General features: G+C 44.9%; 28 protein-coding genes and 5 tRNA genes. 27 read left to right on the top strand and 6 right to left on the bottom strand.

Annotated elements, in window-relative coordinates:
• Positions 1-2 precede the first annotated feature (2 nt).
• Genes thiC through PNC201_RS16120 form a run of 6 tightly spaced genes read left to right on the top strand, consistent with a single transcriptional unit; the run spans position 3 to position 6,321 of the window.
• Complete coding sequence (thiC, locus tag PNC201_RS16145; protein WP_102057621.1) at positions 3-1,955, top strand: phosphomethylpyrimidine synthase ThiC; 1,953 nt, start codon at positions 3-5, stop codon at positions 1,953-1,955.
• Between the two features lie 58 nt (positions 1,956-2,013).
• Positions 2,014-3,027, top strand: a complete 1,014-nt coding sequence (locus PNC201_RS16140; protein WP_102057620.1) for an FAD-dependent oxidoreductase — start codon at positions 2,014-2,016, stop codon at positions 3,025-3,027.
• On the top strand, positions 3,024-3,221 hold the full coding sequence (thiS, locus tag PNC201_RS16135; RefSeq protein WP_010368823.1) for a sulfur carrier protein ThiS: 198 nt from the start codon (positions 3,024-3,026) through the stop codon (positions 3,219-3,221). The genes PNC201_RS16140 and thiS overlap by 4 nt, the downstream gene beginning before the upstream one ends.
• Before the next feature lie 2 nt (positions 3,222-3,223).
• Positions 3,224-4,021, top strand: coding sequence for a thiazole synthase (locus PNC201_RS16130; protein WP_102057619.1), 798 nt, complete (start codon positions 3,224-3,226; stop codon positions 4,019-4,021).
• A 34-nt stretch (positions 4,022-4,055) separates the two neighbouring features.
• Complete coding sequence (gene thiE / locus PNC201_RS16125; RefSeq protein ID WP_102057618.1) at positions 4,056-5,579, top strand: thiamine phosphate synthase; 1,524 nt, start codon at positions 4,056-4,058, stop codon at positions 5,577-5,579.
• Positions 5,572-6,321 (top strand): HesA/MoeB/ThiF family protein, encoded by a 750-nt coding sequence (locus PNC201_RS16120; RefSeq protein ID WP_102057617.1) that lies wholly within the window; start codon positions 5,572-5,574, stop codon positions 6,319-6,321. Before thiE ends, PNC201_RS16120 begins: the two co-directional genes overlap by 8 nt.
• Positions 6,322-6,344: 23 nt before the next feature.
• Here the strand turns inward: PNC201_RS16120 and asd are convergent, their stop codons facing one another.
• Both asd and rsgA read right to left on the bottom strand, forming a co-directional pair.
• Positions 6,345-7,211 carry an archaetidylserine decarboxylase gene (asd, locus tag PNC201_RS16115; RefSeq protein ID WP_102057616.1) on the bottom strand — a complete coding sequence of 289 codons (867 nt, stop codon included), beginning with the start codon at positions 7,209-7,211 and terminating at the stop codon, positions 6,345-6,347.
• Between the two features lie 97 nt (positions 7,212-7,308).
• Positions 7,309-8,361 carry a small ribosomal subunit biogenesis GTPase RsgA gene (gene rsgA, locus PNC201_RS16110; RefSeq protein ID WP_102057615.1) on the bottom strand — a complete coding sequence of 351 codons (1,053 nt, stop codon included), beginning with the start codon at positions 8,359-8,361 and terminating at the stop codon, positions 7,309-7,311.
• A 161-nt stretch (positions 8,362-8,522) separates the two neighbouring features.
• Here rsgA and orn point away from each other — a divergent pair, with 161 nt between their 5' ends.
• From orn to alr, 20 genes are all read left to right on the top strand, one after another.
• Entirely contained in the window at positions 8,523-9,068 is a 546-nt protein-coding gene (orn, locus tag PNC201_RS16105) for an oligoribonuclease (protein ID WP_010607090.1), read from the top strand.
• 323 nt (positions 9,069-9,391) lie between these two features.
• Positions 9,392-9,467, top strand: a tRNA-Gly gene (locus PNC201_RS16100).
• Positions 9,468-9,584: 117 nt separating this feature from the next.
• Positions 9,585-9,660, top strand: a tRNA-Gly gene (locus tag PNC201_RS16095).
• Positions 9,661-9,777: 117 nt separating this feature from the next.
• Positions 9,778-9,853: transfer RNA gene (locus PNC201_RS16090), tRNA-Gly, on the top strand.
• 195 nt (positions 9,854-10,048) lie between these two features.
• A tRNA-Gly gene (locus tag PNC201_RS16085) sits at positions 10,049-10,124 on the top strand.
• Between the two features lie 193 nt (positions 10,125-10,317).
• Positions 10,318-10,393: transfer RNA gene (locus tag PNC201_RS16080), tRNA-Gly, on the top strand.
• Positions 10,394-10,599: 206 nt separating this feature from the next.
• Positions 10,600-10,941, top strand: coding sequence for a 30S ribosomal protein S6 (gene rpsF / locus PNC201_RS16075; protein ID WP_010368810.1), 342 nt, complete (start codon positions 10,600-10,602; stop codon positions 10,939-10,941).
• Between the two features lie 38 nt (positions 10,942-10,979).
• Positions 10,980-11,309 (top strand): primosomal replication protein N, encoded by a 330-nt coding sequence (gene priB, locus PNC201_RS16070; protein ID WP_010368809.1) that lies wholly within the window; start codon positions 10,980-10,982, stop codon positions 11,307-11,309.
• A gap of 11 nt (positions 11,310-11,320) precedes the next feature.
• Entirely contained in the window at positions 11,321-11,548 is a 228-nt protein-coding gene (rpsR, locus tag PNC201_RS16065) for a 30S ribosomal protein S18 (RefSeq protein ID WP_002962753.1), read from the top strand.
• 35 nt (positions 11,549-11,583) lie between these two features.
• On the top strand, positions 11,584-12,036 hold the full coding sequence (gene rplI / locus PNC201_RS16060) for a 50S ribosomal protein L9 (protein ID WP_010368808.1): 453 nt from the start codon (positions 11,584-11,586) through the stop codon (positions 12,034-12,036).
• Between the two features lie 419 nt (positions 12,037-12,455).
• A complete protein-coding gene (locus PNC201_RS16055; RefSeq protein WP_102057614.1) occupies positions 12,456-12,869 on the top strand; it encodes a type IV pilin protein in 414 nt (137 codons plus the stop codon).
• Positions 12,853-13,311, top strand: a complete 459-nt coding sequence (locus PNC201_RS16050; protein WP_010607092.1) for a GspH/FimT family pseudopilin — start codon at positions 12,853-12,855, stop codon at positions 13,309-13,311. The genes PNC201_RS16055 and PNC201_RS16050 overlap by 17 nt, the downstream gene beginning before the upstream one ends.
• Positions 13,302-13,724 (top strand): type IV pilus modification PilV family protein, encoded by a 423-nt coding sequence (locus PNC201_RS16045; protein WP_010607093.1) that lies wholly within the window; start codon positions 13,302-13,304, stop codon positions 13,722-13,724. The genes PNC201_RS16050 and PNC201_RS16045 overlap by 10 nt, the downstream gene beginning before the upstream one ends.
• Positions 13,721-14,209, top strand: coding sequence for a PilW family protein (locus PNC201_RS16040; protein WP_010607094.1), 489 nt, complete (start codon positions 13,721-13,723; stop codon positions 14,207-14,209). The genes PNC201_RS16045 and PNC201_RS16040 overlap by 4 nt, the downstream gene beginning before the upstream one ends.
• Positions 14,210-14,213: 4 nt before the next feature.
• Positions 14,214-15,953, top strand: coding sequence for a DUF7305 domain-containing protein (locus PNC201_RS16035; protein ID WP_102057613.1), 1,740 nt, complete (start codon positions 14,214-14,216; stop codon positions 15,951-15,953).
• A gap of 422 nt (positions 15,954-16,375) precedes the next feature.
• Positions 16,376-16,927, top strand: a complete 552-nt coding sequence (locus PNC201_RS16030) for an RNA polymerase sigma factor (RefSeq protein ID WP_010607096.1) — start codon at positions 16,376-16,378, stop codon at positions 16,925-16,927.
• A complete protein-coding gene (locus PNC201_RS16025) occupies positions 16,920-17,399 on the top strand; it encodes a hypothetical protein (RefSeq protein WP_010607097.1) in 480 nt (159 codons plus the stop codon). Before PNC201_RS16030 ends, PNC201_RS16025 begins: the two co-directional genes overlap by 8 nt.
• A gap of 10 nt (positions 17,400-17,409) precedes the next feature.
• On the top strand, positions 17,410-18,348 hold the full coding sequence (locus tag PNC201_RS16020; protein WP_102057612.1) for a DUF4097 family beta strand repeat-containing protein: 939 nt from the start codon (positions 17,410-17,412) through the stop codon (positions 18,346-18,348).
• 124 nt (positions 18,349-18,472) lie between these two features.
• The gene (dnaB, locus tag PNC201_RS16015; protein ID WP_010368799.1) at positions 18,473-19,852 is read left to right on the top strand and encodes a replicative DNA helicase; all 1,380 of its coding nucleotides are present in this window, start codon (positions 18,473-18,475) and stop codon (positions 19,850-19,852) included.
• 19 nt (positions 19,853-19,871) lie between these two features.
• Entirely contained in the window at positions 19,872-20,954 is a 1,083-nt protein-coding gene (gene alr, locus PNC201_RS16010) for an alanine racemase (RefSeq protein ID WP_010368798.1), read from the top strand.
• A 4-nt stretch (positions 20,955-20,958) separates the two neighbouring features.
• On the opposite strand, the gene PNC201_RS16005 is transcribed toward alr, so the two are convergent.
• The 4 genes from PNC201_RS16005 to PNC201_RS15990 all read right to left on the bottom strand — a co-directional run bounded on the left by PNC201_RS16005 (position 20,959) and on the right by PNC201_RS15990 (position 24,988).
• Positions 20,959-21,390 carry a secondary thiamine-phosphate synthase enzyme YjbQ gene (locus PNC201_RS16005; RefSeq protein ID WP_102057611.1) on the bottom strand — a complete coding sequence of 144 codons (432 nt, stop codon included), beginning with the start codon at positions 21,388-21,390 and terminating at the stop codon, positions 20,959-20,961.
• Positions 21,391-21,413: 23 nt separating this feature from the next.
• Positions 21,414-21,884: a chemotaxis protein CheX gene (locus PNC201_RS16000; RefSeq protein ID WP_010607100.1), complete on the bottom strand. Its 471-nt coding sequence runs from the start codon at positions 21,882-21,884 to the stop codon at positions 21,414-21,416.
• An 80-nt stretch (positions 21,885-21,964) separates the two neighbouring features.
• Positions 21,965-22,399: a zinc uptake transcriptional repressor Zur gene (gene zur, locus PNC201_RS15995; RefSeq protein ID WP_010368795.1), complete on the bottom strand. Its 435-nt coding sequence runs from the start codon at positions 22,397-22,399 to the stop codon at positions 21,965-21,967.
• 126 nt (positions 22,400-22,525) lie between these two features.
• A complete protein-coding gene (locus PNC201_RS15990; RefSeq protein ID WP_233525186.1) occupies positions 22,526-24,988 on the bottom strand; it encodes an EAL domain-containing protein in 2,463 nt (820 codons plus the stop codon).
• Between the two features lie 263 nt (positions 24,989-25,251).
• Between PNC201_RS15990 and ggt the strand changes: the two genes are divergently transcribed.
• Complete coding sequence (gene ggt / locus PNC201_RS15980; protein WP_102057610.1) at positions 25,252-26,946, top strand: gamma-glutamyltransferase; 1,695 nt, start codon at positions 25,252-25,254, stop codon at positions 26,944-26,946.
• Positions 26,947-26,999: the final 53 nt, after the last annotated feature.

The following is a 26,999-nucleotide window of genomic DNA, read 5'->3' as shown; positions in this document are numbered from 1 at the left end:
TCATGTCAAACAATAGTAGCAAGCTAAGTCGTCGTGAAGCGCGAGCAGCCGCGGCAGAATTTATCCATAACCTTAAAGGCCAACCTTTTCCAAACTCACATAAAGTTTATGTGGAGGGAGAACAAGCAGGCGTACGCGTTGGTATGCGTGAAATCACGCTAAGTGATTCGTTTGTTGGTGGCACCGAAGAAAATCCGGTATTTGAATCAAACGATCCCATTCGTGTTTATGATACTTCAGGTCCATACACAGATCCTGAAGTGCCGGTTGACGTTCGTGCTGGTCTTCCTAAATTTAGAGAGCAGTGGATAGTTGAGCGCGATGATACCGAAATGCTAGAGTCGGTGACGTCACAGTTTTCTCAGCAGCGTATGGCGGATGAAGGGCTTGACCATATTCGCTTTGAACATTTACCTAAAATTCGCCGTGCTAAGGCGGGTAAAAATGTCACGCAAATGCACTACGCCCGTCAAGGCGTAGTGACGCCTGAAATGGAATATGTAGCGATCCGTGAAAATATGGGACGCGCTAAGTTGCGTGAAGAATTGCTCGCGCAGCAACACAAAGGCCAATCGTTTGGCGCCAGTATTCCTGAGTTTATTACGCCTGAATTTGTGCGTGATGAAATTGCCCGTGGTCGTGCTGTACTGCCAAACAATATTAATCACCCTGAGACCGAGCCGATGATCATCGGACGTAACTTCCTAGTAAAAGTTAACGCCAATATTGGTAACTCATCAGTGACCTCTTCTATCGAAGAAGAAGTGGAAAAAATGGTATGGTCGACCCGTTGGGGTGCAGATACCGTAATGGATCTGTCGACAGGGCGCTACATTCATGAAACCCGCGAGTGGGTGGTACGTAACTCTCCAGTGCCTATCGGTACGGTTCCAATCTATCAGGCACTAGAAAAAGTAAATGGTGTTGCTGAAGATCTAACGTGGGAGATCTTCCGCGATACCTTGATTGAGCAAGCTGAGCAAGGCGTGGATTACTTTACTATCCACGCGGGAGTACTACTGCGTTACGTGCCGATGACGGCAAAACGCGTGACCGGTATTGTGTCTCGCGGTGGTTCAATTATGGCGAAGTGGTGTTTAGCGCATCACAAAGAAAACTTCCTCTACACGCACTTTGAAGACATCTGTGAAATCTTAAAGCAATACGATGTTTGTTTCTCGTTAGGTGATGGCTTGCGTCCGGGTTCTATTGCCGATGCCAATGATGAAGCACAATTTAGTGAACTGCGTACCCTTGGTGAGTTGACTAAGCTTGCGTGGAAACACGATGTTCAGGTCTTTATTGAAGGCCCAGGACACGTGCCGATGCATATGATCAAAGAGAATATGGAAGAGCAGCTAAAGCACTGCGATGAAGCACCGTTTTACACGCTTGGCCCACTCACAACTGATATCGCTCCGGGTTATGATCACTTCACTTCAGGGATCGGTGCGGCGCAAATTGCGTGGTATGGCTGTGCGATGCTGTGCTATGTGACACCAAAAGAACACTTAGGCTTACCGAATAAAGAAGATGTAAAAGAAGGTTTGATCACCTACAAAATCGCGGCGCATGCAGCGGATCTGGCGAAAGGCCATCCCGGTGCTCAAGTTCGTGACAATGCGCTGTCTAAAGCACGCTTTGAGTTCCGCTGGCACGATCAGTTTAATCTCGGTCTAGATCCAGAGCGTGCTCGTGAATATCACGATGAGACCTTGCCACAAGAGTCGGGCAAAGTCGCTCACTTCTGTTCTATGTGTGGTCCTAAATTCTGCTCGATGAAGATCACTCAGGATGTGCGTGACTATGCAAAAGAGTTAGAGGCACGAGGCATTGATCCTAATAATGTAGGCGAAGAGATCAGCATTAAAATGGTGGATGTTGAAGCCGAGATGAAAGCAAAGTCAGAAGAGTTTAAGCAATCAGGCTCTGAGCTTTACCACAAAGCGATATAACCTATCCCATCATAGCCACCTTGATCCCCGTCGGGTGGCTAATTTTAGGAGTGTAGCTATGTCTACTCAAGCACATGTTGCTATCTTGGGTTTTGGCTTAACTGGGCGCATCGCTGCATTGATGCTCGCTGAGCGTTATCAAATCAGCGTGTTTGAACAAGCAAAGCAAGGTACGGAGAGCTCAGCAGGTAGTGTGGCGGCGGCCATGTTAGCGCCCTTGGCTGAGTCTGTGATATGCGATGAAGCGTTGGCGCTGCAAGGGCTGGAGTCCATGAAACTTTGGCCACAACTACTGGCGAAACTGGAAAGCCCGGTATTTTTCCAGCAGCAAGGCTCTCTTATTGTGGCACATGGTCAAGACCGTGGTGATTTAGTGAGTTTTCAGCAGCGCTTAAAACCGTTAAAAGATCATAGCGCGGAAGTGGTAAATGGTACTCAGATCGCACAATTGGAACCAGAACTTAGTGGTGTGTTCCATCAAGGCTTGTATTTACCTTGCGAAGGCCAGCTTGATAATCAGGCGTTTTATCAAAGTAGTGCGGCAACATTGACGCAGCAAGGGGTAGAGATTAACTACGGTGTTCATTGTGATGAAGCGCAAAAGGCGCAGCTTAGTCAAGCGTATGACTGGGTAATTGATTGTCGCGGTCTTGGTGCGAAAGCCACGTGTAATGGGCTTCGTGGCGTGCGCGGCGAAGTGGCGAGAATTTATGCCCCAGAAGTGACCTTGACTCGACCTGTGCGCTTGATGCACCCAAGATACCCCATTTACATTGCGCCAAAACCAGATCATCAGTTTGTTATTGGTGCGACGGAAATTGAGTCGCAAGATAATGGTGAGATAACGGTACGTTCTACACTCGAATTACTCTCTGCTGCTTATTCGGTTCATCGTGGGTTTGCCGAAGCGCGAGTATTGTCTTTAAACGCAGGACTTAGACCTGCGTTTAAAGATAATCACCCCAAAATTGAACAACAAGGTAATGTGATCAGTATCAATGGTCTATACAGACACGGTTATTTGCTGGCACCGCTTATCGTGAAACAAGCACTATCTAAGGAGTTATTATGAAAGTCGAATTTAATGGCGAAACGATTAATATCAACCGCGAGCAAAATATTCAGGAATTTATTGAAGCCAGAGGTGCCAAACCGCCTTTTGCCGTCGCGCTTAATGGTACTTTTGTTTCCCGTACGGAGCTGCCAAGCGTGACATTGAGCGACGGTGATAAGATTGAGCTTTTATCGCCAATTCAAGGGGGATAAACATGCAGTCTTTGACTGATACTAAGCTCACTATTTATGGTGAACAATTTACTAGCCGCATGTTAATTGGCTCGGCACTTTATCCTTCTCCGGAGGTAATGCAGGCAGCCATCGCCACCTCGGGTGCTGAGATTGTTACTGTGTCGCTGAGACGCCAGCAAACTAAGCAGGCGGGTGATGACTTTTGGTCGCTTATCAAAGAGATGGGGCTACGAGTCTTACCAAACACGGCTGGCTGTCACAGCGTAAAAGAAGCGGTGACCTTGGCGCAGATGTGCCGGGAAGTGTTTGCCACGGATTGGATTAAACTTGAACTCATTGGTGATGAATATAACTTACAGCCAGACCCAATTGCATTGCTCGAAGCCACCGAAATTTTGCTAAAAGACGGTTTTAAGGTATTGCCCTATTGTACTGATGATTTGGTGCTGTGTCAGCGTTTGGATGCGCTGGGATGCGAGGTTTTAATGCCTTGGGGCGCGCCAATTGGTACGGGAAAAGGGCTGTTAAATCCATATAACCTGCAAACCATTCGCACACGTTTGCCCCATCAAACCTTGATTGTCGATGCGGGACTCGGTTTGCCGTCTCATGCTTGCCAAGCACTTGAGCTGGGTTATGATGCCGTATTATTAAATTCGGCAGTGGCAGGGGCGGGCTGTCCTATCACCATGGCAAAAGCGTTTGAAGCCAGCACGGTTGCAGGGCGTCTGTCTTATTTGGCAAAAGCAATGCCACAAAAAGAGGTGGCATCACCTTCTACGCCAACCTTAGGCATGCCTTTTTGGCACACAAACTAACTTGAATTGCGGATAACTATATAAGGAGTTCTCTTTGTCACATATCGTTTGGAGTATTGCGGGTTCTGATTCTGGCGGCGGCGCTGGTATTCAAGCGGATATCAAAGCAACGCAGAGCTTTAATGTTCATTGTTGTACCGTAGTAACTGCGTTGACGGCGCAAAATAGTTTAGGGGTGGAGGCGTTAAACCCGGTTTCGACCACGGTTATCGAATCTCAGCTGACGGCGCTTTCGCAAGATATGCCTGCAACGGTGATAAAGATTGGCATGCTCGCCAATGTTCAGCAGATCCAACTAATTGCTGAACACCTCGTTCATTACAAAGCAACGTGGGCAAAACCGCCGCTTGTGGTTTATGACCCAGTAGCTATCGCGACGAGCGGGGATGCATTAACCGAAGAAGACACGGTGGATGCGTTAAAAACCCATTTATTACCGCTGGTGGATATCATTACACCCAATACACACGAGACTCAGCTGCTGACAGGCGTGTATTTGATAGGTCCTGATGCGGTAAAAGAGGCTGCTGCCAAATTGCGTGAATTTGGTGCAAAGTCGGTGATCATTAAAGGCGGTCATTGGGATTACCCAAAAGGCTACTGCATTGATTATGGCTTAGCGGGAGATACCGAGTATTGGCTTGGCAATGAGAAAATTCAAACACCGCACAGCCATGGTACTGGATGTAGTTTATCGTCAGTGATCGCGGCATGTATGGCCAAGGAGTACCCATTTAAAGATGCTTTTATTCTCGCTAAAGCATACATCAATGCAGGGCTAAAAGCGGCGATACGTTATGGTGAAGGCGTGGGCCCTGTTGCGCATACGAGTTTCCCAGTTGATCTCAATGATTACCCGCAAGTGATAGAAGCGGGCTCTTGGCTTGCTGATGAACTAGAGTTTGCATTACCTGAGGAGTTTAATTTTGCCGCAGGCTTTGCCAGCATTGACGACCCTATTGGGCTTTATGCCGTGGTGGACAGCGCTGATTGGGTGGAAAAGTGCCTTGCTTTAGGTGTCGATACGGTGCAGCTGAGAATTAAAGATCCAGAGCAAGCTAATCTCGAAGCTGAAATACAAACCGCCATTGCACTTGGACAAAAATACGATGCGAAGGTGTTTATTAACGACTACTGGCAGTTAGCGATTAAACACGGCGCTTATGGAATTCATTTGGGCCAAGAGGATATCGATAAAGCTAATCTTGTTGCCATCCAAGAGGCAGGGCTGCGCTTAGGTATTTCGACCCATGGTTTTTATGAAATGCTCCGGGCACATAACTATCGCCCAAGTTATTTGGCTTTTGGTGCTATCTACCCAACCACGACTAAAGACATGACCGGCCAAATCCAAGGGTTGGAAAAGCTGATGCACTTTGTACCTTTGATGCAAAGTAGCTATCCAACAGTCGCCATTGGAGGCATTGATCTAAGTCGCGTGCCAGAAGTGGCTGCAACTGGCGTATCTAGTATTGCGGTTGTAAGAGCTATCACTGAGGCTCAAGACCCAGAGCAAGCTGTACTTGAATTAAAGCAAGCTATGGCGCGGCATGACTGAACTCAATGACAAAGAGCGGCTAAGGTATAGTCGCCATTTGCTGTTAAAAGAGGTTGGTGAGCAAGGCCAGCTCGCATTGAAACAGGCGCATGTGGCTGTGGTTGGCTGCGGTGGGCTGGGAAGTCCCGCGTTGTTTTACTTAGCGGCGAGTGGCATTGGTAAGCTTACTTTTGTTGATGATGACGACGTGGAATTGTCTAACTTACAAAGGCAAATTCTGTATAAGGTGAACCACCTTGGTCAGCAAAAAGCCAAAGTAGCTGGAAAGGTGCTGGCAAGTCTCAATAACGAGATCACACTAGTACCAATTAATGCGAGATTGACCGATAAGAACGTCGCCGAGTTGCTCCGTGATGCCGATATTGTCTTGGATTGCAGCGATAACTTTACTACCCGTTATTTACTCAATAGGTATTGTCATCAAGCGAGCAAGGTGTTGATCGCTGGCGCCGCGATTGCCACGCAAGGCCAACTCATGTGCTTTGATTTTAGGGCTGAGTCACCTTGTTATGCTTGCGTTTTCCCTGAGGGTTCGCAAACACCAGTGGAGAGTTGTGACAACTTTGGCGTCATTAGTCCATTACTGGGTGTGATCGGCGCGCAGCAAGCTTTATTGACCATAAACGTGCTACTTGGACATCACCAAGGAAGCGTATTTTGTACGCTAGATGGTATGAGTTTGCAGCAAAAGCAGTATGGGCTCAGTAAAACCCCCGAGTGTGAATGTTGTGGCTTGAGATAGTTTCAAGCCACTAATACAGTAGTCTACTCTGCTATTTTTGCGAAAGGCGTACCCATGCGTGTGACGGTCTCTGGGTTTTGACTATCTAAGAACTCAGCCTTATTTGCCCCCCACGCTAAGATCACGGTAGAACCAAGCTTAAAGCGACCCATCTCTTCGCCTTTTTTCAGCGTTATCGCGTTGTCACCTTCTGCTGGATATGTCCAAGTAAAGACATCTCTTCCGGCTGGTGGTGTCACTGTACCGGCCCAAATCGTCTCAATGCTAGCAACGATAGTTGCACCAACCAATACCATAGAAAGCGGGCCAATTTCAGTGTCAAAAATAGCAACAACTCGCTCGTTACGAGCAAATAAATTAGGCACATTTTGCGCAGTAAGTGGATTTACTGAGAATAAGTCGCCCGGTACATAAATCATTTTACGAAGTGTGCCATCAACCGGCATGTGGATACGGTGATAATCCTTCGGTGCTAGATAAATCGTTGCAAACTTACCACCAACATAAGGCGCAACGTCTTCTTCTTTACCGCCTAGCAGCGTCTGTAAGCTGTAGTTGTGACCCTTAGCTTGGATAATTTGACCATCGACGACATCACCAAGTTGGCTGATTGCACCATCAACTGGGTGGGCAAGGATATCGCTATCTTCTGCCAAAGGACGGATCCCTGGCTTCAGTGGACGGGTAAAAAACTCGTTAAAGGTTTTGTAGTGAGCTGGATCTTCGTGCAATGCCTCGCTCATGTCGATTTTATATTGTTTGATAAACAGCTTAATTAGCTTTGTGGTTAAGGCGCCAGCTTCTGCTGCGGCAAGCTTACCAACCAAACGAGAAACCGCATGTTTAGGTAATGCATATTGCATGGCAATTTTTAGTTTATCCAAATTCACTTTTAACAGTTCCTAATTATTAGTCTTGTCACTTTCGATTTTTGTATTGCGAAGTGACTATAGAGCTCAAGTCATTGAGCCAATTTAGCAAATATTATCAGACTCTCGGCGCGCGCGCACCTGCGCGGCCATCAGCCATAGATTCTAAAATACGATGGTAACTTTCAAAACGTAATTCGCTGATTTTACCTTCATCTACGGCTTCACGAAGTAAACATCCCGGATCGTTCAGGTGTTTACAGTCTCTAAAGCGGCAGCCGCCAATAAATTCCCTAAATTCTTTAAAGCACCAAGTGACGCGTTCCACGTCTAAGTGCCATAAGCCGAACTCACGGATCCCTGGGCTGTCGATCAGGTTTCCACCGGACGGCAAGTGGTGTAAGCGCGATACTGTGGTTGTATGTTGCCCTAAGCCGCTATTTTCGGAGACTTCTTTGGTGAGAATATCTGCATTGGGCAGTACCGTATTGACCAACGTTGATTTGCCAACCCCTGATTGACCAACAAAAATATTATTTTTGTCCTCAAGCATGTGTTTTAACTCGTCAATGCCTTCGCCTGATCTTGTACTGACTAATAGTACGCGATAGCCAAGCTCACGATATATATCTAAGACTTCATCAATATATTCGAGGCTTTCTTGGTCAAGCAAATCAATTTTATTGAGTAATAAAATCGGCTCTATCCCCATATCCTCGCAAGCGACTAAGTAGCGATCGATGATTTGAGGGGTGAATTCGGGCACAACGGCCGACACCATCAATATTTGGTCAATATTCGCAGCGACAACTTTCACACCGTCATAAAAATCCGGACGAGTGAGTTGTGTGCGCCTTTCATGTACAGCCTCAATTACGCCGGCTAAGTCACCATCACTGACCTTGGCACGACGAAAAATGACTTCATCACCGCAAACTAAGCTTGTTACGGTACGACGGATATTGCAACGCAAAACCTCTTGGTCTGTGGTTTCTATATCCGCATGTTGGCCGAAGCGGCTGATCACCACTGCGGCTTCTGTTGGCCCTAAGTTGTCGTTTTGCCATGAAACATCAGATACTTCTGTCTCTTTCGCTTTATCGATTCGCTTCTGATGATTGGCTCTAATCCGACGGGATTGGCCCTTACTGAGTTTCTTTTTCTTTGCCATGTTTATAATCTGTTTAAGCTTTGGCGTGCAGAGCGTTCAAATTTAGGCTATAAATCAATAAAACGCCGCGCATGGTAAAAAAAGCTTTAGGTCGAGTGTTTAAACTAATATGATATATCTAATTGCATTGGATCTAAAGGAAAGTACCGCTAAGGTAAAGTATGACTTTTCATGAATCAAACTTGATCTGGCTCGATCTAGAGATGACGGGGCTAGAACCGAAAACAGATAAAATCTTAGAAATCGCGACGGTGATCACAGATGGTGATCTCAATGTTTTAGCTGAAGGTCCAGTAGTGGCAATTCATCAAAGTGATGAGCTGTTGGACAATATGGATGAGTGGTGCACCAATCAACATGGTCGCTCAGGTCTGACTGCTCGCTGTAAAGCGAGTAAGTTCACGGAAGCAGATGCAGTTAAGCAAACACTAGATTTCCTTAAAGAGTGGGTGCCGCCAGGTGCTTCTCCAATGTGTGGTAACTCTATTGGTCAAGACCGTAGATTCCTCAACAAATACATGCCAGAGCTAGAAGCTTATTTCCACTATCGCAATTTGGACGTCAGTACGATAAAAGAACTTGCGAGACGCTGGAAGCCTGAGCTACTAGGTGAGATCAAAAAGAAAAGCTCTCACTTAGCACTGGATGATATCAAAGACTCCATCATGGAGCTGAAAGTTTACCAAGAAAAATTCTTCAAAGTTTAAAAAACACTTGCAAAGCAAATTTTATCTTGTAGAATCCTGCCCCGCTTGAGATGACAAGCCTTGCGGGGTTTCTTGAGCATTATTAAAGCAGTATAAGCTCAGCTGTTATAGGTAAAACGCGACCTAGCGTAGTTACCGAACAATACAGAGCTAAATATTGTGATGCGGCACTAGCTCAGCTGCTAAAACGTTAGACGCGACCTCAAGGTTGCGCCCAGCGGAAAACTAAGAGCTATATCGGAATGCGGCACTAGCTCAGCTGCAGTAGGTAATCAACGCGACCTTGCGTAATTACCGACGATATAATGAGCTAACTATGGAATGCGGCACTAGCTCAGCTGGTAGAGCGCGACCTTGCCAAGGTCGAGGTCACGAGTTCGAACCTCGTGTGCCGCTCCAAACACTTGTTTTAGGTGTATAAACTAAAAAATGTGATGCGGCACTAGCTCAGCTGCTAAAACGTTAGACGCGACCTCAAGGTTGCGCCCAGCGGAAAACTAAGAGCTATATCGGAATGCGGCACTAGCTCAGCTGGTAGAGCGCGACCTTGCCAAGGTCGAGGTCACGAGTTCGAACCTCGTGTGCCGCTCCAAACACTTACTTTAGGTGTATAAACTAAAAAATGTGATGCGGCACTAGCTCAGCTGCTAAAACGTTAGACGCGACCTCAAGGTTGCGCCCAGCGGAAAACTAAGAGCTATATCGGAATGCGGCACTAGCTCAGCTGGTAGAGCGCGACCTTGCCAAGGTCGAGGTCACGAGTTCGAACCTCGTGTGCCGCTCCAAACACTTACTTTAGGTGTATAAACTAAAAAATGTGATGCAGCACTAGCTCTGCTGCAGTAGGTAATCAACGCGACCTTGCGTAATTACCGAGAACATAATGAGCTAACTATGGAATGCGGCACTAGCTCAGCTGCTACAGGTAAGGACGCGACCTTGCGTTATTATCGACAACATAATGAGCTAAATATTGTGATGCGGCACTAGCTCAGCTGGTAGAGCGCGACCTTGCCAAGGTCGAGGTCACGAGTTCGAACCTCGTGTGCCGCTCCAAACACTTACTTTAGGTGTATAAACTAAAAAATGTGATGCGGCACAGGCTCAGCTGCTACAGGTGAAGACGCGACCTAGCGTAGTTACCGACAAATCCAGAGCTAAATATGTGATGCGGCACTAGCTCAGCTGCAGTAGGTAATCAACGCGACCTTGCGTAATTACCGACAATATAATGAGCTAACTATGGAATGCGGCACTAGCTCAGCTGGTAGAGCGCGACCTTGCCAAGGTCGAGGTCACGAGTTCGAACCTCGTGTGCCGCTCCAACTCTCCTAAATATCCTTGTTTTTCAATCACTCTAAAAAAACCTTGCAGATATAGTCTTATTCCACCAATTTTTCATAACAAACTGATTGCTTAATTTTAATGCTACGCGTAAAATACGCGCTCTTTCGGCCTTACTATTATCGTTCCTTGCCTTACCCCGACTGGCCGAAACGGGACAAGGCTATACTAACCGTAAGGAATATCCATGCGTCATTACGAAATCGTATTCATGGTTCACCCAGACCAAAGTGAGCAAGTACCTGGTATGATCGAGCGTTATACTGGTGCTATCACTGAAGCTGGCGGTACTATTCACCGTCTAGAAGACTGGGGTCGTCGTCAACTGGCTTACCCAATCGAAAAGCTTCACAAAGCACACTATGTTCTATTGAACGTTGAAGCACCAACTGAAGTAATCAACGAGCTTGAAACTTCTTTCCGCTACAACGATGCAGTGCTTCGTAACCTAGTTATGCGTACTAAAAACGCGGTAACTGAAGCGTCTCCTCTTGCAAAAGAAGAGAAAAAAGAAGCAGCTTCTGCTTAATCGTTGTTGATTTCGGATTTGACTAACCTTTCGAGGTAATGGTGAGTAATCAGGTTGACCTGTATACCAATCAATATCTGCTTTCGGGCGTGATTTGTAAAACACCTAAATTTAGTCAAAGCCCAGCTGGGATCCCACATTGCATATTTGTACTTGAGCACAAATCAATGCAATTAGAGGCTGACCTTACTCGAAACGCCTACGTGCGTATTCAAGTGGTTGCCAGTGGAGAACAGTTCCGAAACCAAACTGAGCATTTATACGTTGGGCAAGCATTACAAGTTCGCGGTTTTATAAATCGCCACGAGAGCCGAAATGGCTTGAGTCAGCTGGTATTGCACGCACAACATATTGAAAGAATTAATTGAGGAAATTACTCATGGCACGTTATTTCAGACGTCGTAAGTTCTGCCGTTTTAAAGCGGAAGGCGTACAACAAATTGATTACAAAGATCTGGCTACTCTTAGAAACTACGTAACAGAAAGTGGCAAAATCGTACCTAGCCGTATCACAGGTACTAGCGCTAAATACCAGCGTCAGCTAGCAACTGCTATCAAGCGTGCTCGCTACCTAGCCCTTCTTCCATACACTGACTTACACAAGTAAGCAGCTGATTACTAGTTTTTAAAAGGTGTAGAGACATGCAAGTTATTCTACTAGACAAAATTGCAAACCTAGGTAGCCTAGGTGATCAGGTTAATGTTAAATCTGGCTTCGCACGTAACTTCTTATTCCCTAAGGGTAAAGCAGTTCCTGCAACTAAATCTAACATTGAAACTTTCGAAGCACGTCGCGCTGAGCTTGAAGCGAAAATCGCTGAAGAGCTAGTTGCTGCACAGGCACGCGCTGAAAAACTAGAAGCACTAGCTGAAGTAACTCTAGTTTCTAAAGCGGGTGACGAAGGTAAGCTATTCGGTTCTATCGGTACTCGCGATATTGCTGATGCTATCTCTGCAGTAGGTGTTGAGGTATCTAAGTCAGAAGTTCGTCTACCTCTTGGTACTATCCGTGAGACTGGCGAGTTCGATGTAGCTATCCAAGTACACTCTGACGTTACAGCTACGATCAAAGTAATCGTAATTGCTGAAGCTTAATTTTTAATTGAGCTTAAATTAAAAAAGCCGTGTATTTTTGTGCACGGCTTTTTATTCACTTAATTTTCCTAAATGAGCCCGAATTTCGGACAGTAAAAACCTAGTTAACAGATATTCTTAATGCTATTGGTTTTGTTGGTATCCAACTCTTAGGTTGAATTAAGTAACCCCTCGAAGAAAATCATAATAATAATCTTATTCATACCAATTTAAGGTGTGACATGGATGATCCTCTCGCTCAAAGTTTGCCTTATATCAAAAGGTAATACTGTTGTAATGTGGTGTAATAAGTTTCCTTTTTAGAAACTTTCGCTCCATGTTATGTTTACATATTATAGGTTAATCCTTTTCTTTGTCTTTTGTCTGTCATAAAGTGGAATAAAATGACAGCGCTATCAATTTAGTGGTGGAATAATTAAATGTCGGTAAATAAAGGTTTTACGCTTACAGAGCTATTAATTGCGGTTGCAATAGTGGCGATCACAGCCAGCGTGGCATATCCGTCATATGTGGAATACGTTCAGGATGGACGTCGTTCGCAAGCACAACAGCAAATGTTGGAAATGGCAGGTGTGATTGAGCGCATATATAGCCGTAATAGTGGCTACCCTGATGCGAGTTTACTTACAGACCTGCCTGAGTCTAAATTCTACACGTTTAAATATATTCCCACTGATAAACCAAATGGCGCAGTTGGGCAATACCGTAACTTGGGGTATCAATTTACAGCCACGCCAATAGCGGGAAAAGCACAAGCGGCTGACAGGTGTGGTGTACTAAGTATCAACCATCTTAGTGAACAGGGACCGAAGAACAATGACTGCTGGCAATAGATATTTAGGGTTTACCCTGCTTGAGCTGCTTATTTCCATGGCAATACTTGCAATTTTAGCTTCGATAGCTGCGCCAAGTTTTATAAAGCAAATTCAGCAAGACAGACTCACGACGCATGCTAATCAACTGCAGGCAGTATATCGCTTGGCCCGCAGTGAAGCGGTTCGACGAGAGCAGCAGGTGTCACTGGTCGTAGAGGACAGCGACTGGGTTGTGAAAACCAATGAAAATGGCCAATTGACCGAAGTAGGGCGGTTTTCTATTAAACATAGCTCGATAGAAGTGGCACTTGCCGATCAAGTTGTGCGTGAAAGTGGCGAAGTGCTGGCAACAAACAATATATTGATTACCGACAACATTGCCAATACTCAGGATTATCGTTTATGTGTGTTGGTCAGCGGTCAAAGTTGGTTAGCTGAGGCGGAACAAAATTGCAGTTAAGTAAGGGGTTTTCTCTCATTGAGGTTGTGGTGTCGATGTTGGTGGCTGGGTTAATGTTGCTTGGTTTGGCTGCGACGCAGCTTAAGTCATTACAGTTTGCCTCCAATAGCTTTCAATACACAATGGCGTTAATTCATGGTCAGAATGCAATTGAGAGAATATGGCCGTTGTTATGTGAATTGCAACATAACAACAATGATATGACGCTCGCCAATCCACTTATTCAACAGCTGCATCCTGCGGATAGTCGCTTTACGTTAGTGTTGCCTGCGACCTATAGCAATAACATGCAGCTTACGGTGAGCTGGGAAGATAAGCGAGTAAAAAACCCTGCTGAAAACCAAATTTCTTTAACTACCAGTTACCCAGAGGTTGCGGACACTTGTTCTCCGCCGGCAGGAGGGGGCTCATGAAACAGATAAATGGGTATACCTTACTGGAACTCATGGTTGCTATGGTTGTGGGGTTGGTATTGGTTATGGGGATTGCAACGTCGTACACGTCGATAAAAGAAACGGTGACGACAAGCCAGCAGCTTGCAACATCGCAAGAGATTGTTCGCTATACCAATCGAGTGATGATGCGCAGCATCAAGCAAACTCAGGAAGTCCCTACTGTGACGGCGACCGATATTACGATCCGCCAATTGGCAGGGGTCCCCGCTTGTGATGGCAGTGTCCCCATGGTTGACTACACTGAGCGCTATTTTTTACAAGATGGGTATTTAGTGTGCGATCGCGGCACGGGTGATATCAATCTTTTGAAGGGGGTAACTGGACTCACATTTGCAACCGATGCCAGTGGTCAGTTAATTACAGTCACAATACAGGGTAGTAGTTTTCCGACACAATATGGTGCAGGCATACAGATGAATTTTTACGCTGGATTAGGTAGCTAATACAATGAAACAACAACAAGGTTTTACACTGGTTAAAGTGATGCTGCTCGGCGGCATGGCTAGCGTTGTGGTATTCGCTTCCCTCAAGGAAGGTGTTGTACAAGAAAGATTAAGTGGTAACTTCCAAAAAGACATTAATGCAAGGTTAGTGGCTGAACAAGGGATCAGAGAATATCGTCAAAAGCTGGATGCGGCGTTAAGTGGCAATCCGCAAGACGTCAATGCGCTGATAAATGGTATAAACAAAACGGGTAGCGGTGCAGTTCCTGATTCGCAATATCAGATCTCGGTTAATGCCAATGGCAATGAGTTTGAAATCGAAAGCTTAGGTCAACGTCATGGTGAGCACGCGAACCATCGGCTAGTTGCGCGCTTTGAGTTGCAGCCAGCGGCGAAAGAGTCCATATTCCAAAATGCGGTGACTGGCTGTAAAGGGGTGAATCTATCTGGTAGTGGCTCTGTCGATAGCTACGACTCATCGAAAGGCACTTACGAAGAAACAAAAAGCCATGATGGTGATGTACACACAGTGGTAGGCGATGCAGATGTGGTGCTATCAGGCCACTCTCCGATTAAAGGCGATGTTGAAGCATCTGGTGTGATTTACTTAAAAGGCTCTTCACCGATTTTGGGTGATGTTAGGTCAAATACCGGGGTAGATATTTCGCCGTCATCGAGTGGTATTCGAGTGGAAGGTAATGTCTATAGCCGCGGCTTTTTCACGCATAGAGGCGGAAAGATCCAAGGTTATGTACGTGCAATGGGTGACGCGAAAATGGAGTGGGGCGCTGAGATCCTCAACCAAAATGGCGATGCGTTCGATATTCAATATACTGGCAGCGGTCAATTTAAAGATACTGGCTTGCAAGTTCAAGATGGTGTGCATTACTCCGATGCTAAATTTAGAGTCGCAGACTTAGTGGTTGAACCGGTAAAAGTGTACGATCCAGATTCTCCCGACTACGACCCAGCAAGGCCAAATAAAGAATGTGATCCTTTGGCGTTGCCTTTTAATATGGATAGCATTATCGATCCTCGTAATCGATTCACTCCTCTAAATGTAGGCGCGCAACAAATCTTGCACTTTAAACCTAAACAGGCCGTGTACGAGCGTAATGGCTCAAGTGTGTATGTTGCAAAAGAGCACACCATTTATTTGTTCCAAGGGGTAGATCAGAATTTCGGCACAGCGACAGAAAAAACGCAGTTTGCGTTCCCTTTTAAAGGGTTGAAGTTAGGATCTGACGGAAAAATAAAGATCTCTGGTGGCGATGTGATTTGGTTGATTGATGGTGACCTCACATTAACTGGCGACACCCATATCTGGATAGAAAAAGAAAGTTCTTTGACCGTGTTCACTACCGGCAAAGTTTCTATTGGCGCAAGTGCTAAGGTTATTGCTGAGCAAGAAGGCTTAACCAAGAAGAGCAAACTGCCGGTATTTAGTGTGTATTCTTCATTTGATGGCCCTAATGGTTTTGTATTTAGCGGCGCATCGTCACTATATGCTGCTATTTATTCACCGTTGACTTCTATTCTGTTGAACGGCAGTGGGCAATTGTACGGTACAGTTCGAGGGGCATCGATTACTGGTACCGGTGGTACAGGGATCCACTTTGATCAAGCATTAAAAAATGCAGGCATTGGCGTACAGCCGCCGGGACAAAAGCCGACATTGGTCTTTAAGGGCTGGCACTACAAACCGTACCAAGTTGCCGATGAGAGTGAAGCTAATACCAATTGAATTAATTCTCTAATCAATTTGAAGGGTGAAATAGCATATTAGCTTCGTTAAAAATTTCTCATTTAGAACAACTAAATAGCAAAATTTTTGCCTTGCCTATATGGATATAGGTACCTTAGCGGTAGCAGGACGCGAGAGCGGTGCTACTAAAGCTATTTCTCCGCTTCAAGATAGATCATTTACTTAATACAACTGGTATAAAAGCGCTGAGTAACTTTCCTAAGTGGAGCGCCAACGCTCCACTTTTTGCTGCTAAATACAAAAAGTAAAATTTTTTCAAACCCCTTTAAACCATTTCTGATTTCTCTCGCGTCTAAATAAGTACTTTATAAAAAAGTAGAAATTGGCAATTGAGCGTTGGTGACTTTGTTTGTTCCATTCGATATGCGAAGATGAAGGAATCAACCCAAAGGAACAGACGCATGATAATTAATGCCAAAGAGGCATTTACACAAGAACAAACCGATGCGCTAGTGGCTAGGTGCCAGCAAGGGGATCAAAGTGCATTTCGCGAACTATTTGAGCAACATCATCGTCGCGTATATGCATTATGTCTTAGATTGCTCGCTGAGCCTGCTCATGCAGAAGATGCATGTCAGGAAGTTTTTGTGCAATTGTGGCAAAAGATAGACCAATTTAAAGGGCAATCACAATTTACGACTTGGCTTCATAGTGTGACCAGTAATATTGCTATCAGCTATCTTAGAAAGCAAAAAAACTGGTTACAAAAGGTCGTAAGCTTTGAGCAGTCCGGTCTGGATGAGCAAGGTGCTGAGCAGCTAGGAGAGCTAAATGGCTTAGATAAACTCATTGTCAGATTGCCGGAACGTGCCAGGTTGGTTTTCGTATTACATGCTGTCGAAGGGTATCGCCACGAGGAAATTGCCAATATGTTAAACATGGCCGTAGGGTCGAGTAAATCGCAATATCACCGAGCACGTAACTTATTACAGGAGTGGTACAACAATGACTAAACCATCTTTTGATGAATTTATGCATACCGCACTGAATGACGAACAGTCGCAGCCAAAGCCACAACGTGACTTATGGCAAGGCGTTGAGCGTGCAATCAATCAAGCACAACCGATGCAGCCGCCGAAGCAAAATAATTGGCAAAAGTTATCTGGTATTGCGGCGTGTACTATTGCGGGCTTACTTGCTTGGCAAGTCATTATGAATCAGCCCAAGCAAGACTCACTGGCTAATATTAGCGCTTTTTTTGAGCAACAAAAGCAGTCTTTACTGGTTCAATATGAAACGCAGCCAGCGCTGACTTCTGATTGGCAGACACAATTGCAAGAGCTCGAGCAGGCGGAACAAGCGATTAAGTTGTCTTTAAAGCAAGATCCTGAGAATGCTGCGCTGTTAAAGATGTTAGCTCAGGTTTATCAGCAGCAACTCGACTTAATCAATAAGGTTCACCAACCTCGTTGGCAACAAATTTAGGAGAATTAGGATGAAAGCATTAATTATTGGCCTAGCGGCGCTACCTGCGATAGTGTTCGCCGGAGAATCTATCGATAAAGAACTGTCGGTTCCTGCAAATGGTAAAGTTGTCATCGAGAATCAGCGCGGTGACGTAACGATAAAAACATGGGATAAAAACGTTTTTAAAGTGACAGGCGAGTTAGACGATAAAGCCGAGGGTTATAAACTAGAAACCTCTGGTGAGGTAACCGAGTTTATCGTGAAGATGCCAAGACGCTATAAAAGTTGGGGCGGTGGTGATGGCTCTAAACTCACCATTTACATGCCTCGTAGCAGTGAATTAAATTTTGAAGGGGTGGTGGTTGATGTTGAAGCTGCTGATTTAACTGCGGGCGCCCGTATCAAAACGGTCAACGGCAATATTAAAGCGAGTAAAATCAGCGGTAAAATTGCATTAGAAACGGTAAATGGTGATATTGATAGTCGTGACTTAGATGGCAATATTCAGTTTGAAACCGTCAATGGGGACATTGAGGATATCGCTTCGAGCGGTAAGCTAAGATTTAACGCCGTTAATGGCGAAATTAAAACGCAAACCACCGCAACCGAGCTGCGCTTAGAAAACGTCAATGGCGAAGTCGAGTTGAAGATGGCTGAGTTAAAAGACTTACGCTTATCTACCGTTAACGGCGAAATAGCAGTATATGCAGCAAAGTTACTGGATAACGCCAATATAAATATGGACAGTGTTAGTGGCGATATTGAGCTTTATTTCCCTGCAGATGTATCGGCAAGGTTTGAAATCAACGCGCATTCAGGTGGCCATATCACCAATGAGCTAAGTTCAGATCAAGTTAAAAAAGCCAAATATGGCCCAGCTCGTTCACTCGAGTTTGTGCTTAACGGTGGTAATGCAGATGTAGAAATCGATACCGTTAGCGGCAATATTGAGCTAAAGCGTAACTAGTGAAGCAATAGAGCAGTAAGAACAACAAAAGGCCAGAGTTTCCCCCAAACTCTGGCCTTTTGTTATTTGCACTTATGGGTAGACCAGATACAATAGAGGGCCTTCAATTTCTCAATGTTGTGATATGGCTAAACCAGATATACAAGTCGATACCTTAAAAGTTCCACCGCACTCAATTGAAGCTGAGCAATCTGTGCTCGGTGGCTTGATGCTAGATAATGAAGCCTTCGACCGTGTTGCGGAATTGGTGGTATCTCATGACTTTTATACCAGAACCCACAAGCTGATCTTTGAAGCGATGGAAAAGCTGGTAGAGCTTAGTCAACCTATCGACTTAATCACGATTTCTGAGAATCTAGAAAAGAACAATCAGTTAGAAACCATAGGTGGTTTCTCCTATCTTGCTGAGATTGCTAAAAACACGCCAAGTGCTGCAAACATTGATGCATACGCGAGTATCGTCCGTGAGCGTGCGGTTGTTCGCGAAATGATTGGCGTGGCGAATGAAATAGCAGAGGCTGGCTTTAATCCTGAGGGACGAGATAGCCATGAGCTGTTAGATTTAGCTGAGAGCAAGGTATTTAAGATTGCTGAGCAGCGCACTAAAAGCACTGAAGGTCCGCAGAGTATTCACAGCATCCTAGAGAAAACCGTTGATAAAATTGAAGAACTTTACCAATCTCCACAAGATGGTGTTACCGGGGTAAGTACAGGCTACGGCGACTTAGACAAGATGACAGCAGGACTACAGCCTTCTGATTTGATCATTGTTGCAGCGCGTCCGTCGATGGGTAAAACCACATTTGCGATGAACTTGGCTGAGCATGCCGCGATGACGCAAGATAAGCCAGTACTGATCTACTCGCTAGAGATGCCTTCAGAACAGATCATGATGAGGATGCTCGCCTCACTCGGCCGTATCAACCAAACCAAGGTACGTACCGGTCAATTAGATGATGACGATTGGGCACGTTTGTCATCCACCATGGGCTTACTGATGGAAAAGGGCAAGATGTACATAGATGATGCATCCGGTCTTACGCCAACAGATGTGCGTTCACGCGCGAGACGAATTGCGCGCGATCACGGTGGGATCAGCATGATCATGGTGGACTACTTGCAGCTCATGCGCGTACCGAGCCTTTCGGACAACCGTACGCTTGAGATTGCTGAAATTTCTCGTTCATTAAAGGCACTAGCCAAAGAGCTGCAGTGTCCAGTTATCGCGCTTTCTCAGCTTAACCGTACGCTAGAACAACGTGCAGATAAACGCCCAGTAAACTCTGACTTACGTGAATCAGGCTCTATCGAGCAGGATGCCGACTTAATCATGTTTATTTATCGTGATGAAGTTTACAACGACGATAGCCTAGACAAAGGCACGGCCGAAATCATCATAGGTAAGCAACGTAACGGTCCGATCGGTAAGGTTAGGTTAACCTTCCAAGGTCAATACTCTCGATTCGATAACTATGCGGGTCCAGCAATGGACGACGAATATTAACTGTCAATTGAGTAGTGAAATGCGACTAGCAAGTGCTGAAATCGATTTAACCGCGCTGAGAGAAAACCTACAGCTAACGCAAAAACTGGCGCCAAAAAGTAAGATTATGGCGGTACTTAAGGCCAACGCTTATGGTCATGGTTTGGTTAAAATAGCTCAGCATTTGCAAGATGCGGATGCATTCGCTGTGGCGAGAGTTGATGAAGCGCTCGCGCTTAGAACAGGTGGCATCACTAAACCAATTGTCTTGTTAGAAGGTTTTTTTCATCCTTCTGATTTACCTATTTTACTTGCCAATAATTTGCAAACCATAGTGCATGACATTTCTCAGCTTGAAGCCATTGAGCGTGCTAATTTAGATGCACCGCTCACAGTGTGGCTAAAAGTAGATACCGGTATGCATCGTCTCGGCGTTGAGCCTGAAGAGTTTGAAGCGTTTTATGCTCGCCTTAAGCGATCAAAAAATGTTGCTGATAAAATCCACTTAATGACACACTTTGCTTGTGCCGATGATATCAAAGACAATAAAACCGAAGTACAACAAGTGTTATTTAAGTCTTTGGTTGGTCAAAGTCACGCACCATTGTGTTTGGCAAACTCCGCGGGGATCATAGGTTGGCCTGAATCTCATGGCGACTGGATCCGTCCGGGCCTAATGCTTTATGGCGTTTCACCTATGCTTGCGCGTGTTGGCCAGCAACATGGATTAAAGCCCGTCATGCGCTTGACTACTAAAGTTATTGCCATCAAGCGGGTGAGAGCACATCAGGCGGTAGGTTATGGCGGACGTTGGCAATGTGAACAGGACACCTATCTTGCCGTTATTGGTGTTGGCTATGGAGACGGTTATCCCAGACACGCTAAAATTGGCACTCCGGTGGTTATTGGTAACCAGCGTTACGGTATAGTCGGCACCGTGTCTATGGATATGATCAGTGTGAATATTGGTGATAATTCTAATGGCATTCAAGTTGGTGAAGAAGTAGAAATGTGGGGACCAAACCTGCCCGTAGAAGAGATAGCGCAATGTGCAGATACGATTCCATATGAGCTGCTGTGTAACGTCACCCCAAGAGTAAGCTACGAATACATCGAAGGCTAAGCGCCTAGCCTTTTCTGTCACCTTGAAGCGTTGCGATAACGCGTCTTGCACCACCATGGTCACGATGCTCACCGAGATAAATACCTTGCCAAGTACCTAAACGCAGGCGGCCCTCAGAAATGGGAATGGTTACTTCACATCCTAAGGTGCTGGATTTGATATGTGCTGGCATATCGTCATCACCCTCATAGTCATGGCGGTAGTAGCTTTGCCTCTGTGGTACAAAATGATTAAAGTGGCTTTCCATGTCCATACGTACCGTAGGGTCGGCATTTTCGTTAATTGTTAGGCTGGCGGAGGTGTGTTGTATAAACAGGTGCAGCAGCCCTATACGATAGTCATGTAGTTCAGGAAGCTGCGAGATAATCTCGTCGTCTACCAAGTGAAAGCCTCGCTTTCGAGGCTTCAAGATAATTTGTTTTTGAGTCCAACTCATAAAGTAACGTGTGTTTTTAACTGTTAGGCGAGTTTGTCGAAGCTGACTTCGATATTGGCATTACCGTCAGGAGAGGTGAATGGCATAATAAGTTTAGGACCATCACATTTATGAGTGATGGTATGGCCTGGGCCTGAAACGACAACCGGTGTTGCCATATCAAATTCGTAACCTTTTTCGCCGAGCAGGTTTTTAGCACCGCCAGTGACCATGTTGGTGATTTCACCAACCATATCAGTGACGTCTTCATTTATGGAGTCTGGGCGTTCACCAAGCATACGCTCCATAATGGTTAGCGCTAAGTTTTCTTCAAAGGTGATCGAAAATGACCCTTTTGTCTGTGGACCAACCATACCAATCAGACCCGATACATCACCTTGTGCGACTTCGTCTTTCTTCACTTTTGGCTTACCCGGCGTCAATTCTGTTTGCGCCATTGTAGCCAATACATTGATTAGAGATGATAAAAAGGGGTTGATGAACTCTACATTCATATTGACTTTCCCTTACGCTTTTTTAATAAATTAGTGTCGCTCTTAGTGATAAGTGTAGTGGGCTTTTTTACTCACTGCACTTAATCTTTACATTTTTCGCAACGGCCATGAGCCTCGATGGTTTGCTCTGTAACCACAAATCCGGTTTCCGCAGCTAGGCTGTTCAGTTCATGCGAAATCGTGTTTGAGTGTAACTCTTGAACGTTACCGCAACTATCGCAGATCAGTAACTGCACTGGATGTGTGTGGTCGAAGTGATGGCAAAGCATAAACGCATTAGTGCTTTCTATTTTATGGATAAAACCCAACTCAGAAAGAAAGTCTAAGGCACGATATACGGTAGCTGGTTTTGCAGCCGCTTCCGTCAACTTGAGCTCTTCAAGTAAGTCGTATGCGCCAACGCCACCTTGTTTAGAGGCGAGTAGTCTAAATACTTTTTCTCTAATAGGAGTAAATCGTGCACCACGGTTGTCACATACTTGCTTGGCTTTGCTAACTAGTAACTCTATATTCATGATTCAAAATCCTTACACTGCCTTGCAATACTAACATATTATTTTTATTAGTCTTGTGTTTACCCAGATTTATTATCTCAAGTGGATATTCGGGAGCGATGTTGCTTTTAAAGTTTGTTTTGCTTGCTAAGATGAGCGCTTAACTGGTTCGATCTTAGTATGGTAAAAGCTTTCAAATTGTGCTGCAGAAAGCGGCTTGCTGATCAGATATCCTTGACCAAAATCACACTCTAGCTGCTGCAATAAACGCAATTGCTCCAGTGTCTCCACGCCTTCGGCGACTACTTTCATCGATAAATTATGCGCCATGGCAATAATGGTTTTAACTAACGCTTTAGACTCGTGAGTGGTGAGCATATCGCTGATAAAACTGCGGTCTATTTTGAGTAAATCGAAGGGGTAATGACGGAGATAGTTCAGTGACGAATAGCCCGTACCAAAATCATCCAAAGATAATTTAAACCCTAACTGATGTAATTGGGTTAGGGTCTGTTTTACCTGTGCCTGTCCTGAGATCAGTACGCCTTCTGTGATCTCCAGCTCGATAAAGCGATTGGCAATCGGGATGTCTTTTACTAATAGCTCAATCTGTTTCAAAAGGTTTGGGTCTTTAAACTGCCTTGGTGATAAATTGATTGCGATGCGGATGTCGGAGTCTAAGTGTTGCTGCCATTGGTGTGCTTGGTTAATAGCCGTTGAGAGCACAAACAATCCGATGTCGATGATCAAACCGCTTTGTTCCGCAACGGGAATAAACTCCGCAGGAGAGACATTACCCAGTGTTTTACTGTGCCAGCGAAGTAAAGCTTCCGCGCCAAATACATCACTGTTTTCAATATAAAATTGAGGTTGGTAAAACACTTCTAACTCGTGTTCATTTAGTGCTACGCGCAGTGCTTCCTCAATTTCAATGCGTCGAGACAACTGTTGACTCATCTTTTGATTAAATAGACAGTAGTTGTTGCGACCATTACTTTTGGCATTGTACATTGCGGTATCAGCGCAGCTAAGTAACTCTTGGGGGGAGTTCGCGTCTAAAGGATAGATAGCAACGCCTATACTGACTGAAATATTAAAATCTTTATCGTCGACAATAATGGGATGGTGAAAAAGTTTGATGAGCATATCGGCAACTGAGGTAATGTCTGCAGTATGTTTAAATCCTCCCATCAACACAATAAACTCATCACCACTAAGACGTGACACGGTATCTTGCTCACGTAGCGATTGCTTGAGTCTTTCTCCCGAAGCGATGAGAATTTGATCCCCCGTTTCGTGTCCGAGTGAATCATTGATCCTTTTAAAATCATCTAAATCAATAAAAAACACCACCGCAAGCTCATCGTTGCGTTCGGCATCAAACAGTTGCTGCGCTAGCCGCTCCATCGCTAAAAAGCGATTTGGTAAATCGGTCAATGAGTCATAAAAAGCGTGATGTAAAATGACTTCTTCTTGACGCTTTTTCTCGGTGATATCTCGCACTGCAATAACCAATTGATCTGTTCCTGGAATAGGAGATAACCGAGCTTCAAATAGCTTCGCTTGATCAGCAATTGTCAGTGGATATTCTATTTGGGTTAATTGGTGGCGCTGATTGGCAGACTTGATGGCTTGGCTAAAGTGTTTAGCTGCGTGGGAGGGCAATACTTCCGACATTTTCTTGTTGATAAATTGCTCAGGCGACATATACAAGTCGTCTGATTTTCCGGTATGGCATTCTAAGATAGTGCCATCCGTATTGATTATAAAGAAAATATCCGGTAATGCCTCAAAAACACTATTAATAAGTGCGTGACGGCGCTGTAATTCTTGGGTGCTTTGTAATTGTTGTTGCCAGTTTTTTTCTAACGTTTGTGCCATGACATTGAATTGCTTGGCAAGGACTCCAAGCTCGCCATGTCCCACAATGTCGGCTCTACTGCTCAAAGACTTTGTGGATAATGCATTGCCTACTTGGATCAGTCTTTTGATCGGTTTATGAATGAAGTAATGGGTAAAGCTTAGTAGCGCGATAATGATGAGTATCAAAAACACCGCTAAAATACTCGCCTTCGTTATCAACTGTTGCTTTAACGAAAGAAAAACGGTGCTTACGTCATAAATAGCAATCAGCCTAACTAAATCAGCGGACTCAGCGACGGGCACTTTAGGAGAAATGGGAATAGCTGCGAGAAAGTGCTGCTGATTAGGGTCAAATGCCACAGTGAGGTCAAGTGTGCGTAGTGTTGCTGTCACTTGCGCCTGACTGATAACTTGATTAAATACTTGCAGTCCAACCGCTGAGTGTTGGCTTTCGTTGAGGAGCGTTTCTCCTTGAATAAGGAAGAGCGCTTTATATTTACCGTCAGAATAATAATCCTCGAGAGTCAGACTTATCTGATTATCGTTGCCCTCCACAAATTCAGTGAAAAGATGTCTACCTAAATGCGTAAAGTTTTGTCTCAGCCTAGCCTCATAGCTTTCGAGCAGCATGTCTCGCTGGTTAACATATGAAATGGAGATAATAAAAGACGAGATCACCAAGCCACAGAGTACCGTGCCCCAAGTCAATGTTTGTTTTAAGTTTATAGAAATAACCCGATTACTCATAAATAACCAATTCAATTACCCTGATCTCGATTAGGTTTATTTTTTCTGCACAGCACTTCAACATTTAAGTGTAGTCCAGCTGCAAAAGCTTGTATTAGATTTGAGGGAAAACTCTTGTGGCAGAGCGAGTGCTATGGCGATGGTGTCTTGAGTTTTCGCATTAGGTCCAATCTCGTTTTCTTTCGCTTTGACCGCAAATGAATTGCTGTAAGCGAATTGGCTTTTTATATTGGTTAAAAAGAAAACAACAAAAGAGAAAAATAATGAATAAGGTCGTTAAGTGCACACTGGTTAGTATGCTATGTGCTTCTGTAAGCTCAGCGGCTCTCGCATATGACAGGATCACGGGAAAAGCTTTTGCTAGCCGTTCAGAGGTTATTGCAACTCAGGGTATGGCTGCAACTTCTCAACCACTGGCAACCCAAGTCGCAATAGAGGTATTGAAGCAAGGCGGAAACGCCATAGATGCTGCAATTGCAGCTAATGCCATGCTTGGCCTAGTGGAGCCTACAGGTTGCGGTATCGGTGGCGACTTATTTGCTATTGTGTGGGACGCGAAGCAACAAAAGTTATTTGGTCTCAATGCTTCAGGGCGCTCACCAAAAAGCCTTTCGCTAGCAAAGTTACAGCAGCAAGGAGATACGATTCCAAGTTATGGGCCGCTTCCTGTTTCTGTGCCCGGTGCGGTCGATGGTTGGTTTGAACTGCACAAAAAATTTGGCAAACTGCCAATGAAACAGTTACTTCAACCCAGTATCGACTACGCTAGAAGCGGCTTTCCAGTTTCGGAGTTGATTGCTTATTACATGCAGCGCTCGGTGTCAGCTCGTGAGCAATATTCCGGATTTAAAGAAGTATTTATGCCTGAGGGTGAAATGCCTAAAAAGGGAGAGATATTTAAGAATCCGGCACTCGCTAATACCTATGAGTTACTTGCAGAAAAAGGCCGCGATGCCTTTTATAAAGGCAAAATTGCTAAAGAAATCGACCGTTACATGAAAGCCAATGGTGGATACTTAAGTTACCAAGACTTGGCTGAGCACCACAGTGAATGGGTTGACCCCGTAAGTGCTGATTATCGCGGCTACACGTTATGGGAACTACCTCCCAATGGTCAGGGCATTGCCGCCCAGCAAATTCTCAATATTTTAGAGGGCTATGATATCAAGGCTATGGGATTCGACAGCCCTGAGTATATTCACACCTTTGTTGAAGCAAAAAAACTTGCCTTTGCAGATAGGGCAAAATACTACGCCGATCCAGACTTTAATGAGATACCAGTCGCAATGCTTATTTCGCAAGCATATGCTGACAAAAGACGTGCATTGATTGATCCAAATAAAGCAGCTAAACGCGATCATGCAGGTCCTGTAGAAGGGGATACCATTTATCTCACTACTGCTGATAAAGAAGGGAATATGGTGTCGCTGATCCAAAGTAATTTCCGTGGTATGGGCTCGGGTATGACTCCAGCTAAGCTTGGCTTTGTCTTGCAAAATAGAGGCGAGCTATTTGCGTTAGATAAAAACCACTACAACGGTTATGCGCCGGGAAAAAGACCATTTCACACCATTATTCCTGCCTTTGTCACAAAAGATGGTAAACCATGGATGAGTTATGGCGTGATGGGAGGTGCGACTCAACCGCAAATGCATGCGCAGATCCTCATTAATATGATTGATTTTGGTATGAATCTACAAGAAGCGGGCGATGCGCCTCGAATTTTGCATAGTGGTTCATCGCAGCCAACCGGTGAAATCATGACGGATGGAGGGTATATCAGTCTCGAGTCTGGCTTTTCGATGGAAACCCGTAGAGAGCTGATAAAAAAAGGTCATAAGTTACAACAAGCAGTTGGTCCTTATGGCGGTTATCAAGCGATTATGCGAGATGGTAAAACTGGAGTGTACTATGGTGCATCCGAAACAAGAAAGGATGGCCAAGCAGCAGGTTACTAAAAGCCTGATTGGGTAGTGAAATCCACACGAATTGTAACAGTTAAAGCACTTCG

The sequence above is a fragment of the Pseudoalteromonas sp. NC201 genome (genome assembly GCF_002850255.1).
Classification (GTDB): domain Bacteria; phylum Pseudomonadota; class Gammaproteobacteria; order Enterobacterales; family Alteromonadaceae; genus Pseudoalteromonas.
The sequence above is the reverse complement of the archived record's forward strand: the minus strand, read 5'-3'. Positions and strand labels throughout refer to the sequence as shown.